Source organism: Pseudomonas sp. G166, assembly GCF_037027455.2.
Lineage (GTDB): Bacteria > Pseudomonadota > Gammaproteobacteria > Pseudomonadales > Pseudomonadaceae > Aquipseudomonas.
In genome coordinates, this window is sequence record NZ_CP146985.1 from 5255878 (window position 1) to 5272369 (window position 16492).

The 16492-nt window shown below is 56.6% G+C and carries 9 protein-coding genes and 1 pseudogene; 6 read left to right on the plus strand and 4 right to left on the minus strand.

Annotated elements, in window-relative coordinates:
• The first annotated feature begins 208 nt into the window (after positions 1-208).
• The 5 genes from SGN16_RS23270 (at position 209) to SGN16_RS23290 (ending at position 6445) form a co-directional block, all read left to right on the plus strand.
• Complete coding sequence (locus SGN16_RS23270; RefSeq protein WP_335945087.1) at positions 209-934, plus strand: RDD family protein; 726 nt, start codon at positions 209-211, stop codon at positions 932-934.
• Positions 931-1905, plus strand: a complete 975-nt coding sequence (locus SGN16_RS23275; protein ID WP_335945088.1) for a stage II sporulation protein M — start codon at positions 931-933, stop codon at positions 1903-1905. The genes SGN16_RS23270 and SGN16_RS23275 overlap by 4 nt, the downstream gene beginning before the upstream one ends.
• The gene (locus tag SGN16_RS23280; protein WP_335945089.1) at positions 1892-3430 is read left to right on the plus strand and encodes a DUF4129 domain-containing protein; all 1539 of its coding nucleotides are present in this window, start codon (positions 1892-1894) and stop codon (positions 3428-3430) included. The genes SGN16_RS23275 and SGN16_RS23280 overlap by 14 nt, the downstream gene beginning before the upstream one ends.
• Complete coding sequence (locus SGN16_RS23285) at positions 3427-4590, plus strand: DUF4350 domain-containing protein (protein WP_335945090.1); 1164 nt, start codon at positions 3427-3429, stop codon at positions 4588-4590. The genes SGN16_RS23280 and SGN16_RS23285 overlap by 4 nt, the downstream gene beginning before the upstream one ends.
• 820 nt (positions 4591-5410) lie before the next feature.
• On the plus strand, positions 5411-6445 hold the full coding sequence (locus SGN16_RS23290; RefSeq protein WP_335945091.1) for a hypothetical protein: 1035 nt from the start codon (positions 5411-5413) through the stop codon (positions 6443-6445).
• A gap of 223 nt (positions 6446-6668) precedes the next feature.
• On the opposite strand, the gene SGN16_RS23295 is transcribed toward SGN16_RS23290, so the two are convergent.
• From SGN16_RS23295 to SGN16_RS23310, 4 genes and pseudogenes are all read right to left on the minus strand, one after another.
• A complete protein-coding gene (locus SGN16_RS23295) occupies positions 6669-8108 on the minus strand; it encodes a multidrug DMT transporter permease (RefSeq protein WP_335945092.1) in 1440 nt (479 codons plus the stop codon).
• Positions 8108-12529, minus strand: a complete 4422-nt coding sequence (locus SGN16_RS23300) for an ATP-binding protein (protein ID WP_335945093.1) — start codon at positions 12527-12529, stop codon at positions 8108-8110. The genes SGN16_RS23295 and SGN16_RS23300 overlap by 1 nt, the downstream gene beginning before the upstream one ends.
• 65 nt (positions 12530-12594) lie before the next feature.
• Positions 12595-13482 carry a hypothetical protein gene (locus tag SGN16_RS23305; protein ID WP_335945094.1) on the minus strand — a complete coding sequence of 296 codons (888 nt, stop codon included), beginning with the start codon at positions 13480-13482 and terminating at the stop codon, positions 12595-12597.
• Between the two features lie 290 nt (positions 13483-13772).
• Positions 13773-14112, minus strand: a pseudogene (locus SGN16_RS23310) (IS5/IS1182 family transposase); the annotation flags it as partial.
• Positions 14113-14420: 308 nt separating this feature from the next.
• Between SGN16_RS23310 and SGN16_RS23315 the strand changes: the two are divergent.
• Positions 14421-15800, plus strand: coding sequence for a hypothetical protein (locus SGN16_RS23315; RefSeq protein WP_335945095.1), 1380 nt, complete (start codon positions 14421-14423; stop codon positions 15798-15800).
• The last annotated feature ends 692 nt before the right edge of the window (positions 15801-16492 follow it).

Genomic DNA, 16492 nt, shown 5'->3' on the forward strand with positions numbered 1-16492 from the left:
GCTCGCCCACAAGGGATCTGTGGTGGCTGTAGGATCTGCGGACACCTGAGCATCAGGAAGGCCGCTGGACACGACAAACCGTGTTCGCCCCCTCAATCCTGACGCGATCCATAAAATGACATACACAGTTATATCGTTTGCCCGCACGAAGGCTGCTAGCATCGAAGCGACATTGAACGTTCGAACCGGCCCATCACTCAGGTTGCCCATGCTCGAGACACCAGCACTGCAAAGGAACGCGACGCTGCCTGCGCCTCTGGACACGCGCTATCAGGTTGAAACGCCCGAAGGCATCGACCTTCCCTTGCGTCCGGCGGGCTTGATGCCCCGCTCACTGGCCTTTGCCATCGACCTGGGCATACGCGGGCTGGTCCTGGGCCTGCTCTTTCTCAGCCTGGCGTTTTTCGGCGAGCTGGGCATCGGCCTGGGCTCCATCCTGCTGTTTGTTATCAGTTGGTGGTACATGGTGCTGTTCGAGGTGCTGAACCAGGGACGCTCCCCCGGCAAGCAAATAATGGGGCTGCGCGTGGTGCAGGACGACGGCCGCCCCATCGGCTGGTCTGCCTCATTGATCCGCAACCTGCTGCGCTTCGTCGACATGCTGCCTTTCGCCTATGCCTTCGGCGCAATCAGTTGCCTGCAACATCCGACCTTCAAACGCCTGGGCGATCTCGCCGCCGGCACGCTGGTGGTGTACCGCGAGCAGCCGGTCAAGCGCCCCGCCTTGCCATCGGTACAACCGATACGGCCGCCATTTGCCCTGAGCCTTAACGAACAGCGCGCGGTACTGAGCTTCGCCGAGCGACAGGCCGAACTTTCCCCAGCCCGGGTCAACGAACTGGCTGCCATCCTGGCCGCGCCTTTGAAGGTCCAGGCGCCCAACGCCGTGGTCGAACTCAATGGCATTGCCCGCGGCCTGCTGGGGCCAACATGAAGCAAAGCCAGTTCGAAAGCCGCCACCAGGGGGAATGGGAAGATTTGTCGCGCTTGCTCGACCAACTGGAACGCAGCCGCAACGTTCCCCAGAGCAGCGATTTTCCTCCTGCCTATCGACGGCTTTGCCACCATCTCGCGCTGGCCCAGGCCCGGGGCTACAGCAGTTTGCTGATCGACACCCTGCAGCAACTGGCGCTGCGGGGCCATCAGCAACTCTACCGGGATCGCAGCCGACCATCGGCCAGTCTTTCCACCTTTATCCTCGCCGGCTTTCCCCGCCTGGTCCGTGAACAATGGCGCTTTGTGCTCGCCGCCAGCCTGATGTTCCTGGGCAGCCTGGTGGGCATCGGGCTGTTGGTCTACCTGTTTCCCGACCTGGTCTACAGCTTGCTGAGCGTCGAAGAAATCAGCCAGATACGCGGCATGTACGACCCGGTCGCCGGGCACCTGGGGCGCTCGATCGAGCGTGCCTCCAGCGAAGATTGGGCCATGTTCGGCTACTACATCATGCACAACATCGGCATTGCCTTTCAGACGTTTGCCAGCGGCTTGATGTTTGGCCTGGGCAGTGCGTTCTTCCTGTTCTTCAATGGCCTGACCATTGGCGCGGTGGCCGGGCATCTGACCCAGATCGGTTCGGGTGCAACGTTCTGGTCGTTCGTGATCGGCCACGGCGCCTTCGAACTCACCGCCATCGCCCTGGCCGGCGCCGCGGGCCTGCAACTGGGCTGGGCCTTGATCGCACCCGGGCGACTGACCCGCGGCGAGGCCTTGCGGCTCGCCGCGGGCAAAAGCGTGCTGATGATCGGCGGGGTGATACTATTGCTGCTCATTGCCGCATTCATCGAGGCCTACTGGTCCTCCAGCGCCGTGACTCCCGCCACCAAATACACAGTCGGCGGGTTGTTGTGGCTACTGGTGATCAGTTACCTGCTGTTTGCCGGACGGGTTCGCCATGCGCCTGAGTGACGCCACCGTAGTCATCCGCCCGCGTACCACCTGGGAAGCCATGGACCTCGGCGTGCTGATGAGCCAGCAACACCGAAGGTTGCTGATGACCAGTTGGGCCATCGTCACGTTGCCGGTGTATATGTTGCTGACCCTGTTGCTGTGGGATTCGCCATCCCTGGTCGTGGTGGTGTTCTGGTGGTTGAAACCGGCCTTTGACCGTCTGCCACTGTACATTCTCTCCAAGGCATTGTTTGGCGAAACCCCCACCTTGAAGCAGGCCTTGCGTCAGTGGCCGGCGCTACTCAAGCCCCAGTTGCTGGCGAGCCTGACCTGGCGACGACTAAGCTTGAGCCGCAGTTTCCTGATGCCCGTGGTGCAACTGGAAGGGCTCGCCGGGGAGGCGCGGGAGCAGCGCTTGCGGGTCCTGCTGCAACGCAATGGCGGTGCGGCGCAATGGCTGACCATCATCGGCGTGCACCTGGAGACCGCCCTGTGGTTTGGCCTGATGGCGCTGTTCTATCTGTTCGTACCGCAACAGGTCGAACTGGAGTGGGACTGGCAGGCACTGTTCGACACCACCGAATACGGCTGGTTGTGGTTCGAACACCTGGTGAACTTCCTGTACCCCCTGGTGCTGATCGTCTGGGAACCGATCTACGTCGCCTGCGGCTTCAGCCTGTACCTGAACCGACGCACGATCCTCGAAGGCTGGGACATCGAACTGGCGTTCCGCCGTCTGCGCCAACGCCTGGGCGGTGTAGCCCCGGTACTGATGCTGCTGGCCTTGATGCTGCTACCGCTGCCCCCCCCGGCGTGGGCCGATGAGGACAGCATCGGCCCCGACAGCCCGCGGCTGCTCAACCAGCCCCTCACCAGCGAAGCCGCCCGGGACAGCATCAAGACGATCCTCGATGCGCCGCCGTTCAAGAACTCGGAAACGGTCACTCGCTATCGTTTCGGCGAAGAAACCGTCGACACCAACGAAAAGGGCCAAACCCCGGGCTGGCTCAAGACACTGTTCAAATGGATGGGCAGCCAGCGCTTCGAACTCGCTGCGGCACTGATCCAGATCGTGCTCTGGGCCTGCCTGGTGGCTGCGATTGTCTGGCTGGCCTGGCGCTACCGGGAACGGCTCAAGGCCCTGGCCAATCGCCGGCTAACCCGACGCCAGCCCGTGGAACGCCCGGGACCTGCGCAGATGTTCGGCCTGGATATCCGCGAAGAAAGCCTGCCGGTCGACGTGGCCGCCAGCGTCGAGCAGTTGTGGTCGAGCAACCCCCGCGAGGCCCTGGGCCTGCTGTATCGAGCCCTGCTCAGTCGCTTGCACCATGACTTCAAGGTCCCCTTGAAACCGGCCGACACCGAAGGCCAGGTGCTGCAACGCGTCGAACAGCTGCAACAGGAAAACCTGCTGGGGTTCAGCAAAAGCCTGACCCTGCACTGGCAGAACATTGCCTATGGGCACCGGGCACCACCGCCGCAGCTGCGACAGGAACTGTGTGACGGCTGGCGTGGGCTGTTCGGTCCGGGAGTGTCTCGATGAGCCGGCGCGCAGGGCTGTTGACCAGCGTATTGCTGACCACGCTGGTGGGTGCATTGCTGGTTTACCTATCCGTGAAGGCGGTGCCGTACCAGGAAACCGTCGACCACGGCCCCTCCCCCGAAGCCCAGGCCAATCCTTACCTGGCCGCCGAACACTTCCTGCGCCAGCAGGGTATCAACGTCGAGCACGCCAATGGCCTGAGCGTGCTGCCCACCCTAGAACCCCGTCGGCGCATCCTGCTGTTGCTGGGTGAGCGAACCAACATGACGCCACGGGAGGCCGACCAGTTGCTGAACTGGACGCGCGCCGGTGGGCGATTGCTGTTTGTCGCCGAGGCCTTGTGGGATGACAACACCGGCAGCAGCGGCGATTTGCTGCTGGACCGCGTGCACCTGCACCAACTGCTGAGCAAGGACCTCAAGGAGCCGGCCCCCGAGCTCATCAAGGACCGTTACCCCGAGCTGACCAAGTTGTACCTGGAGGACGAGGAGGCACCGGCGTATATCGGCTTCGACACCGACTTCCACCTCGAAGACCCGCAGAACCTCGCCCAGGCCTGGGCCAACAGCGCCCGGGCGACCCACATGATGCAACTGCCCCTCGGCCAGGGCTCGGTCACGGTGATCACCGACGCCGAGCTGTGGAAGAACGAGCATATCGACCAGTACGACAACGCCTGGCTGCTCTGGTATTTGAGCGCCGACACAGACGTCACGCTGCTGTTCAACACCGACCACGACAACCTGCTGACCCTGCTACTGCGCTATTTCCCCCAGGCACTGGTGGCGCTGCTGGCGCTGATTGCCCTGTGGCTCTGGCGCTCGGCGGTGCGCCATGGCCCGCTGCAACAACCGGCCCCCAAGGCGCGGCGTCAGTTGGAGGAACACTTGCAGGCCAGCGCCGGTTTCCATCTGCGCCACAACGGCCAGCAGCAACTGTTGCAGACCTTGCAGCAGGACGTGCTGCGCCGGGCCCGCCATCTTCATCCCGGCTTCGAACAACTGGTCGTCGCCGAACAATGGCAGGTGCTCGCCCGCCTGACCCGCCAGCCCACGCGAGCCATCAGCCAGACTTTAAGCCCGCGGCCGAAACAGCGTATGTCCAGCGCTGAGTTCTGCCGCCAGGTCGCCCATTTGCAAACCCTTAGGAATGCCTTATGAACTGGTACTGGTGAACCGTTAGATATCTGCCATATTGAAATCAAACCTTTAGAAGCTTATAGATCTTGGTACTGAGCAACTTAAATTTAAGTGGGCACCAGTTCTAGCCTTTTAAGCGGGTATTTCACGCAGCCAACACGCCGTTCCTATTCCAAGTCCTTCAAAGCCCAGGTCATTCAAGAGGGTGCTCTGCCCGGTGCTTCGACTACGAGTATGACGCTCAGCCATAGCCCAAGCGGCTAACAACTGCCTCTAGTGTCACCCTCAATTCCTAATCAGCTATCAGTCCTACGAACGGCATGGCCTACCAATCTGTCACTGGATTTCCGAGGGTAGCTGATATCACCAAGGCGCGGGGAAATGTAGACGGGAGTCCTGGGCACGAGAGCCTGAAATCGAAGAAGCTAGTTCCACCTAAGGTAATTGGGGCTGTCCCCGAGGGGGGGGGTCTTTACCCAGCCTATAAGTGGGTCAGTACAAAGCTGGCGTCGATACCAGAAACTTTAGAATGCTTCTGGTGATGCACGTTACCCCTATCAGATGCAGCTTAACCGCAGCGGTTGTAACCTCCGACGAGCAGGTCTGCGTATGGCAAGCACGCTACTTCTGTTGGCTGTATTTGCGAAACACTGCGGAGGCCTTGCCTGCCCGATCCGTGCAAAGTATGCACGCCATTTTCTTACGACGTTTCGCTACACCCAAGAGACTGAAGTCCTCACGAAATTTTCGGGCTAATAGCGCATTGTCCAGACTCAGCTATCCTTGCTCATACCTACGAGCCTGCCAGCGAAAAAACCACATAATGACAAGGGGCTAATTCATGCACAAAACTATTATGCTATCGATTTTGTGTTCTGGTTTATACGGATGTTCAACCGCTCTAAGTACCCAAACGGCAGGAGAGGAAAACTCCGGATTTACGTACATTCCACTTGATCCATTCCCAGTTGTCACAGTCCCTGGAGACAGCTGTCGAAAAACATCATCGAGCGAAATAGCTGCCGACCCTGGATATATTCCCTCGGCACTCATCCCGCAAGGTCTTGATACTCCAGCTTATGAAGACATACTATCTTCCCTGCCCGACAATGCGGTGCGGATGGTGGTAGAAAACATAACAATCAAGGGATCCATCAGTTATGGTGCCGGGAAAATAGGAGGAAACCAGGAAAGGTATAGGATCACAGCCGACTATATTTCTGCAGACACAATAAATATGCCTGTATGGATTAAGAGGCAAGTACTGTATTCATTTGCACCACCAAACTATCAAGGATCTACCGGGACAAGACCGGACAATCTGACTCTCGCAGAGACTGCGCGAGAAACATACTCAACCAATGTAGACAACCGCCCCCTTAACTTTAAAAAGCTCGGTGAGAAATTTTTTGTGAAACGAGCGAAACCTGGGGAGGAACCACCCTTTGATTACTACGCCTACAATATCCCCGTATACGTCGGCATAGGAATAAGAATCATATCTAACGTTGAGATAACAGGAAAAAGCGCGAACATTTCCGGCATCGGGGCTATTGGCCTTGAGTCTCAAGCGAATAATCTCAAAGGAAGCCTGGTAGTACAAACTCTAGGGGTGAATGGAAAAGCCGTCTCTAGCGCGCTTCCAATGCAAAGTGAGTTGAATGCCACTACAGCTCAGAACGCCTTGATAGCAACAGCCTCAATAAAAACGCTATTATATTCTGATGATACCCATGTCTATCCGCGAGTAGTAGGGCTGTATCTCCCATTCCCTAGCAATAAGGCGCTTGTGAATGCCATAATTTCAGAGCTTTCATCTAGCCAAGTAGAATGGAAAAGGCCTTGCAAATGGATCAGTAGTAAAATCACGTCGTAGATCTAGCGCTGTGATTTGTTTTAAGTGTTTCCCCGCCTTATTTATAGGCTACCAACTTGGAGCGTTGGCCTCTTCTACGTCTACTCGGTGCTTGGGCTTAGCGAGGTATCGAGATCAAACTATATTCATCGAGTATTTTTGAACCGCTGAACAGCAGCTCTCTCAAAAACCGTATCCGAGGTCCTAATGCGCTTTCAAGCAAAACGTACGAGGTGGCGGTAAACTAAAAGAACATGGCTCCCGTCGTCAGCGTTTGATTGAAGGAGTCAAAAGTGTTGTCTCGGTGCAGCGTTCTCACTTGCCAAAGATAGAACGAGCGCACCGAACCTTCCGTCGAAACAGCTCCTTCCCGATAACCCGTGCCCCGTGAAATGAGGGCGGTACCGCAGTTACCACTAAACTGAATGGGTCGCGCAGCCCCCCAACCTGCATTCCAATAACAGAGGTCCGCGACTACCTGCTCGTCTACCTTAACCTCCAACCGCTCGTCAGAAGGGGTGAGTTCGGCTAGGTCGGTGCTAGGTAGCGTTGGAAGGAAGAGCCGTCCAGGATATAAGTCGTGCTGGAGATAACCTAAACGGTCGAAACCAAGCGGCGCAGCAAGTGGCCACGCCTTACATTGCTCCTCCATTAGCCCGCCTAGCTGGGGCGGCGCGAAAATAGTTGTCGTGCTTAAGGGTTCAGAAGACGCACTGCGAAGCATCCGACCATTGGCCCAGAAATCCTCCAGATGTGCTGCTAAGTCAGTGTCAGCGATGCTGCTCCCCTCCGCTTGCGACCACCGGACCAGTGAAACCTCCACACACCGCACCATCGATACAAATATAGGTGAACTGAACGCGATCAATTCGTCATCGGGCCGGAGTTTTTTAACGTGGGCTACCAAGCCTCGTACAGACGATTCGGTAGCCTCTATATCGCCGTCGAAGTCAGTCGTCGCGGGGAACCAAACTGGGCGCTGAGGCCTGAGCAAGGCCAAGGTTGGATGAACAGGCAAAGCCAAGAGAGCCTTAGCTTCCGCTCGATCCGTTGGCATGCCCCAGAACTCTTCGGCCACCGCTAATGTGCGAAGGTATGCCGAGATAACGCGAAGGGCTGTCCGCGAGGAGAGCTGTCCGATGAAACCATTGCCTAGTGGGCGCGAGAAGTGCCAAGGATCTCCTTGGAACGGGGCGTCCGGGTAGGCGGATCGATTCGCCGCCCATTCAAAAGCCATCTGCCGGACGAATGGAAGCCCTGTGCGGCTTTCGAGCTCGCCCATAGAAGTCCGGAACATCCGAGGTAGATCTGAGCCTTGCACACCGTCAAAGTCTTGGGGAATCTCGAAGTCGTCGGGCGCTTCCTCCAATTCTTCGTCGTCTTCGGCAAACATACCAAAGCTTTCCAGCAGCAGATCCGAAAGTACTGATGACATCGAGATGCTTTCAACCAGCTTGAGGGTGGGTGAGTAGCCGTACGCTTGCGTGGCCATCCAGAAGATAAACAGTACCTCGACCACTTCGGCCTCAAGCTTGCGCGAACTCAGCAGTTGAAGCAGCGCGCACTCGGTCTCATCCCTCATAGCCGCCTCACCTAGCCGAGCTGCCAGCTCCTGCATGCTCCACCACCTTGCAGATGTCGACGGCCAACCAAGCCTGGCAATGAGGATGCGAAGCTCGTCCATCAGTTTTCCGCTCCTTCATGTTGAACTAGCTCGCCAGCCCAGCGTGGTTTTTCCAATGGCAGAGTACGTGTGTCTTCAATGACGCAGTCAACCATCGTCTCGGCAAATTTCACGGCTTCTGCGATGCGCCCTTGTTGTGCATAGAAGTAGACCATCACTTCGTTAGGTGCCACTCGTGGAGGTTCGGGGTCACCGAACATGCTGTAGGTCGTCGCAGTGACGAACTCGTCGCAGCGCTGCGGATAGTGCTTGACGACTAAGTCGAGTCTGCTGCGGGTCTTTTCTTCCTTCTCCATAAATCCGATCCAAGCACCGCTATGGATGTGCGCCTGAACGAGATACTTCCATGCCGCCTTTACGCCACTTAGCTTGCGTCTAGTCTGAAATGCCAAGTCAGACAGTTCCAAAACGCCACGGAGCCTGCCCTCTCCCGACAGAAGCAAACCGTCGAGAGCCGTAAGAAGTCGCTTTCCTTGCCCAGCCTTTTCCCAATGCTGATACCAGGTACGAAGAAGCGTCAGTTGCTCTTTGTAGCTGGCTGATGAGCTGTCGAGCAGCTCACCGAGTTGTTCCGGCGCAAAAGTCGTGACATCTCCGGTGTATGGTTTGTTTTCGCTATCGCTGCCAGTACTCTCCGTTCGCTGCAGCAGTCCGATGTCCCAACCGACATGTTCCCGCAGTACTCGAAGTCGCTCCCCAGCGCTTTCGCTGCCTTCTCGTGCAATTCTACTCAGAGCGTCATGGGTCTCCGGATGCAGTCCGGTTCGCATCAACGCGTCAAGCGGCCAACCATCCCTGACACCTTGCTCCACGTATTCCCGCAAACTGTCTTCTGCCTGCGACCAGTCACCTGCGTGGGTATGCTCCTCGTACTTAGTCACCAAAGCTGACGGTTTCAGCTTCGCAAGTAGTCGATCGGCGGCCGCCAAAACATGCCTGGTGCCCTTCCCATCGGTGTAATCCAAGACATGGTGGATCTGAGGCGCGATAACGCTGAGCAAGCGGCGAGCGTCGTTCGGGGCGACATCGACCAAGTAGCCGATGGCGTCGACCGTATTGTTCAGCGTAGGATCTTTGCGATGTGCATAGCCGGTTGTCAGCTCCCAAGTCTGCTTACACAACTCCCGAGCGCTGGAGTTCAAGCCATGAGCTAACGCAATGGCACATAGCTGGAGCGGCATCTGAAGATGAACGCTGGTTTCCTGGCGAATCTCTGCATCAAGCAAGACACGTTGGGACTGAACGAACGCAGCCGCCGCATCGTCGCTCATCCTCATCAACAATCCGGAAGCGTACTGGGTGCGGAAGGAAGCGCAGTCAAACCAAGTCTGCTGCCCCGCCGCCTTCATGGTTTCATCGGTCAGGGCCACGTCGTCGAAGTGGTCGAGCAGGATACTGCCCAGACGGATGTCGCAGGCAATGCGATGCAGCGCGCTTCGGAAGTCCTCGGCTGCAGAGCTCGCGTCATGGCTTTGCCTGAAGCACCTGAACTCCACCGACTTGAGCAACTCGAACAGCTCATGGAAGTCCACGAACTCCCCCCGCCACCAATGGTGTGCAACCTGTGCCGCCGCCACAGACAACGCGTTGAGGAAGTCGGTGATGTTCTTCCGGTCTTCGTAGACGGGAGCCCGCACGAACTCAAAGGCAGTTTGACCTTCCGCAGCCATGCACAGGCTCAGTTGAACGGCGCTGAAAAACCAGTGATGCGCAAGTGTCGCCAGATCTTCCTTGCGCTCGTAATAGTTGCCCTTGAGCCACTCAATGGGGATAGGCCCATTCAACGGCTTGGAGGCCCGCGTAAGAGCCGCCTCTACGGCAGCGACGAAGGGGGTTCGGCCAAGCTCGTTGAAGTCATCGCGCTCTGCGATGCTGACTCCAATGCTCGCCGCCGCGCGGATGCACGCATCGCTGATGATGTTCTTGCTTTCACCTGGGGCGAGCGACGCAGCGGCTGCCATCAACTCATCCAAATTACCTTCCTCAACAAGCATTTGGACTCGCGGCAGCCAAACGACCGGACCGTTTTCGGAAACTAGCCGGGCCAGCGATGTCGGGGTCGCACCGATCGCACCAAGCCGCGCAAATGCGTCGACCAGGAACTGGAACTCATCAGAGCCAGCGCTCGACGAATACCTGCTGGAAAAACGGCTAAGGCCTCTAAATCGACGAAGTGCCTCTTCACCGCACGCTTTGGCAACAGTCTCATCACCCCGAGCATGCAAGGCCAATCCGAGCGCGGCAAGCCGCAAGATGTCTGCCTCATGCCTGGAGGCCACGGCCTCTCGCACGACGCCCTCCTCTTCGGTCAGGATCAACGTAAACGAGATCAGCCTGGCCATGTCGTCGTTCTGCATCTGGTACTGGCTACCACCGACCATTCGCGCCTTGAGGTGCTCTAATCGATAGGCTTCAGCGAACTCGTTGGTGTCCAGCGCTGCGACCAAAGCATCGGACAGCAGCGTATCAAAGAGCGACTCTGGATATCCCTCCTCCAGGCGGAGCATGATCCAATCACGGGTGAGGCCCCTGATGAGATTCTTTGGGTCGCCTAACCTTGCCTGAACCGTCCAGAGCCAGTTCACGCGTAGCGAGGTGGGCGCAGTGCTCTCCAACCAGCTTGCCACAGCAGGCATCAGTTCGTTGACGCGGTCAACGTAGTCTGCGGTTCCACGCACGAAAACCGCCAAACTCTCGTGAAAAACCTTTAGGCCAGCCGCTGAAGAGTGAAGCAGATGCTCCACTTTCGCTACGTCCGGCTCCGCAGCGCCAACTTTCGCGGCGATCTCTCCAAATGCAGCACTAGGCCAGAAGAACGAGAAGGCACATACAAGCCGCAGCGTGTCCTTGAGACTTGGAGGTAGACCTTCCCAGAGCGATGCGTAGTAGAACTTGGCATCTTTGCTCAAGTCTCCCTTCAGTTGCTCGACATCCCACTTCGACAAGCTGCGACCGGAATACTCAAGCTCCGCGGCAGCATAGATGACGTGCAAAGGATGGCCATTGGTCTTCGTGCGAAGCACGGTTGCGGCCTCCTGCAGTTGCGTTTCCGCACCATCTTTGCCATCGAAGCCAGCGGTGAGCCTGCCCTCCTGAAGCGCCTTGCGCAAATAGGATAGGACTGCGTTCTCAGACATCGCCGGCAGCGTGCGCCACTCGGCCTTGGGCGCGAAGGCGAGCAGATCCCTCGGCAACTGGACGTCGTCCACAGGCTGGGTTCCAACGAGTAGCACCATGTTGTCTGGGCATGGGATCACCTGGGAGAACACATCGTCCAGCGGCCGCTTGTCCTCAGCGTTAATGCGCCAGACATGGTCCAATCCGTCCAGGACAAAAACGAATGGCTTGGCTAGTTTCTTGTAGTGGGAAGCACACGCTTCGAGGAGCGAGCGCAGGTCGCCCGCTGGTGCCTGAACATCGGGATGAAACCGTTTGACCTGCGCCTCGATGGACTGTTCGACAACGTAGCTGTTCACCCGGTCGCGCCCCCGCTCCGTCGTCGAGAGGAAGTAGTGGTGTCGGACCGTGGGGATTTCATGCTCGGCGAGCGTGTCGCACAGCGCGCTCAGGTATGTGCTCTTTCCACGGCCTGGCGGCCCTGTGAGCACGATCGCGCGCCCTGTAGCCCCGACGGCGTCACGGACGAACTCCCGATGAAATGTTTCGTCGGGAACCTCGTAACCTGGGGGGACAACGAAGTCCTCAGGCAAAGGTGCCGGCGGCGTCGACCTCAGGATGGTGCGGACCTGCTCCAGCGTGATCCAACCGTCCGGAGGTGGGAAATTCTTACGCGTTGCCCAGTTCAACGCAATGTTCTTGAGGGTAGCAATCCCCTCAAGAGTGCCGTGCTTGCGAAGTCTTGCGTCGATCTCTTGCTCCAGCGTGTCGAAACCCTTATCGCTGTGACAAATTTGCAGCTGGCTGAAGAACGTCTCGCAGTCTTGCTCCCCCCCAAGTTCGGCGATGACCTCAGAACGCCTGGGTTCGGGGATCTTGGCGAAGGAGATCTTGCCGCCGTCTAGGCACGCTTCGATATCGGCTTCCGGCCGGCGGTTGGTCGTCAACGAGAGCACGCCCGTACGCGCCGGATCTAGCGCCTTGAAGGCATCGAACCACTTACGCAACATCGACCTCGATCGCGCCGTCTTGCCAGTTTTCTCGAGCATCCAATTCCAGCAGAGGGTATGCACGTCAGGGGCTGGGGTGAACTTGACCTGCTGGAGGTCGACCAGGCCATCTGCACGCTCGACAACGATGTCATCCAGACCCATCGGCGCGACAGCCTCGTCATCGCACTCAAACCTGACCCGGATGTAGCGAGCCGGCGCGTCAAGCCAATCGCAGAGTATTCGGAGACCTTGCCGATTCTGGTAGATGTAACCTGCGGCGGTGATGGCGGTGTTCTTGATGTCTTCAGACATAGGTGGACTCACCTTCAGAGGTCGCCACGGTACGGCCAGCCCGTACCGCGAACTCGGTGATGCGACTATGGGCGGGCTACCTTTGGGCTCGCATAGGCGTGCTGCTGCGTCCAATCAATGCTGGAAGGCGACCTACCAGCACGCAGCGGATATAGCCAGGACGCCTGACTGCAATGCTTGAAATCAAGATAGTAGTTGGGGTGGTGGTCCCACATCGCAGAATCGTCAATCGGCGCGGTACAGTTGTATTCGCTGAATTGCAAGTTTTGATTCTCATTGAGAAATTTGACGAAACTTTCCAGGCAGCTATGGCCACCACCCCCCATACGACCATTTAGATAAAAGCGACCGCTATATCCCGCAGCAATGTTTGGGTTGTCGTCCTTGCATCTGAACATCAGCAAGGTACCGTCATGTGCGCCTGGGTTGCCTTCGTCATCCTCAGCGGTGCAGATCCGCACCAGCTTGATATTGATACCACTGCCACTGATAGCTGGCTCGAAAAACTCGCGATAGTCCCCTCCAATTTCTGGGTATGGAAACATAGAGCTGGAGCCGCTGATTAGCCACTCCAGACTGCAACTGTAGCGGTCAGCAATACGCCTGGCCAAATCAAAGGGCAGCGCTTCACGACCGTCGATGCAGTTCATCAGCATTGCCGGCGAAGGTTCCCCCAAGGCCAAGGCCAAGTGAGGCAAATCGCTGCGCTCGCTCCAGGCAAAAACGTTGTCTTTGCGCAAGCGCGAAAATAGCTTTTGCAGGCGCTGGCCAGTAGAACGTTGCCAGGACTCACACAATGAAGCCGCCTCAGGTTTGGGCGCTTTGAGGGATTCAAGGTAGCACGCTAGGCCAAACCGGGTTTCTCCCTCTAGCGAGCGTTCGTTCCTGGCAGCTGACTGGAGCAGCAGCTGATGCAAGTCATCGGGAAAGTCGCGAACGCTTAATCTGGCCATGGAATTTACTCGCTGTCATTTTGAGGTCATTATGCCGCACAAGAGGCATAATAGCGACAAAATGGCAGTATGCGCTACCTATCACGATTTGGTCTGGATAATAATCTTGCTAGGGCCGAAATTGCAGACTGAGTAGGAGGCGGACTTGCATTAGAACCCTGCAGCTTTGCTTTTTCTAAAAGGTAGGCGATAAATGCGTACCGTAATGTGTAGTCGTCAGAGTCTGTGCACGCTTGCCAAACGCGACCTACTGATACCATGCGGTAATAAGCGCGAACTGCAATCGGGTTCACATCCCGAGCGGCTTCATGGACGCCGCGAGCGATCTTGCGGAACGCAGTGTTCGGGAAGCGCTTGGCTTTCATCGGACACGTAGCGCAGTCGGTCTGCCGGGATCAGAAGGTGATGGAGTTGGCTTTGGTGAGGTGTGAACGCTCATTCTTGAAGGCTCGCCATTCGCTTCGCAATCGGTTGCTGGCCAGGCCGCGGTATTCCTCAGTCTCTTCATTCAAGTGGAAATCGTTGCTCGTAAAAACTGTCGTTCTTGCGCTCGGTTTTGTCCCACACCGGCACATGCGGCTTGATGTCTTTTTCCTCCATCATCCAGGCCAGCGTCGGCTCGGTACCGTAGCCATTGTAGCTGCAACTTTCTGCCGGATTTCGCCTAAGACACCACGTTCCATACCTGAAGTCCTTGAGACGCAGGGGATACCCAAGTAACACGGGGCTCGTCGAGACTGTAGTCATGAGACAGGGGGCCGAAGTGCAACGGCTAGCTACATTTCGATCCTTTGCCAGCGACGTTAAAAGGCAGTGTATTCAGTGGATTTTGCGATTGTTAGATCAGCCGAGGCTAAGATTCACAGCTCAGCAGATCATGCTGGGTCGTCAACACGCCAAGCCTCCGAGTTTCTAGATCAATACAAGGAAAAATAACAGTGGATGTTCGTCAGGTTGAATATGCAAGAACCAAAGCTTTCTACAACCTGCTGGTGGATAGACTAGGGGCTAACGTCTGGGCCAAGAGAAGGGCCGCTTTACTGGATCGTATCCGAGATAAAGAGTCGGATATTGATCTGACGATGCCAATAGAGCTCCAACTTTTCGTACCGCCAGAGGACGATATTGACTGGTATATTTTGGTGGCTGAGTTGGCTTATGACTCCCCCTACAGCGACTGTGCCTACAGCAGCGATCGAATCTATCCGTACGCCAAGTCCATCGGTGCCTTTTCAGAACGGCTTAGGAAAGTCCCAAATGTGAACGGGGTTCTGAACAAGATGCTGGCTAATAACACGAAGCCTGAGACGCAGATTTTCGAGCTGCTGACCGCCTCGTTTTATCTGAAAAATGGTTATGAGGTTTCCTTCATTCCGGAGAGCAGTCTCATTTGGCCGGACGGGAAAACGAAAAAGTCACCGGATCTGCTTGTCAAAGTCGATGACGTTGAGATCTACGTTGAGTGCAAGCGAGCGGACAAGCAGACTCAATATTCCCAGATTGAAGAGGAGGCCTGGGTCAGCATATGGAGTCAGTTGAGCCAGCATATGCTTGAGGTCGCACCGTGGAGCATCGTCGACCTGACCTTCCATGATCAGGTATCTGATGCGACTGCGGATGATGTGATCAAGGTGGTGAATCGCGCTATCGAAATTGGCTCTGGCGGGGTTCGGGAGGGAGCGATCAGTGCGCAAATTCGTAGGATTGATAGGGCTCACCTCAAACGCCATTATCGCAGTAACTCTGTCAGGGCCAACAGCCCTCAACATGAGTTACTGGTATTCGGCGACGTGGATAGCAATGAAAAGCGCAGCATTGCGACGATAGCAGCTAGTATCGTTCGGCCAGGTGAATCGAACACCATTCTCAATATTTTTGTTCAGGACGTTGCCAACTGCGTGGCGGCTCAATGGCGGTGTGACCATGCGATATCGCATGAGCGACGCTCACGTCATTTTAAGGGGCTCGCCAAAAATGGGATTGCCCAGATACCTCCTGATAAATCGGGTGTCGTCCATATTTGGTACGAGACGGTTGAGGGGATCGATATCGAGGAGATGCGCCGGGTTAAAAATATCGACAGCGTTTCAACGATTGACGCTTCCGGCTCATTGGTGATGGGTGTTCTGATTCACGGCGTGAATTATTACCCGTACGAAAACCGCTACGAATGGGCTGAGACGCTGCAGTTCTTCGCTCGCATGCCGCAGCTGATGGAACTCTACCCGAGCTCCTTGATGCTGTCCGCAGACGACACACAGGAAATCGAGGATGTAACCCATTGGGAGCAGGACAGGGCTGCCAAATCTACCCAGTGAGTCCCGACTTAGCAGGTTAGCGCTGGGGAGCCATGCCCTGTCAGAGTCCATGCCTCAATTTTCAGGCCCTGATGCATTCTGAATTGCTGAGGCCATACTAACTCGAAGATGGAGCCGCCCTTTCAGTAACAATCAGGCCAAGAAATCAGATCTGGTTGTACTCATGCGTATGCGTCGGGCCGAGTCAAGTCCATGCAATTACGCATGTCACTCCCATTTGCAATTGTCCGTTTCGATGGCGACCAGCTTACGCTCAGCTAACTAGTTCTTACCCGCGAACGCGCGTGGAATAAGTATCATCTCGAAGCACGTCGCATTAATTTCAAAAAAATCGCATCTACTTCCAAAGCCTAAATCTGGGCAATGCACCATACGTCGCTACATGCCCGCTTGAGATATGATGCCTAGTAGATCAACAACACAGCAGCTTGGGAACGGATCTTAAGGCCGGGGCTGTCTGGCTTCCACTTCACAACACAGGATCGTGTTCTATGCCAGTCGATGCCCCGCCACTTGTCCCTCTAGCACCACTACCTGTAATCCCTCTCTCAGCCCAACATCAAGGGCAGCAGGCATATCTACCCCCAGGTGCGAATGAGTGGATGCCACTGACATCTGACGCATATCGAGTACTGAAAGGGGCCGAACCTGATGATGCGCAACTGATCAGTTCGAACAGGAATACTCTGAGC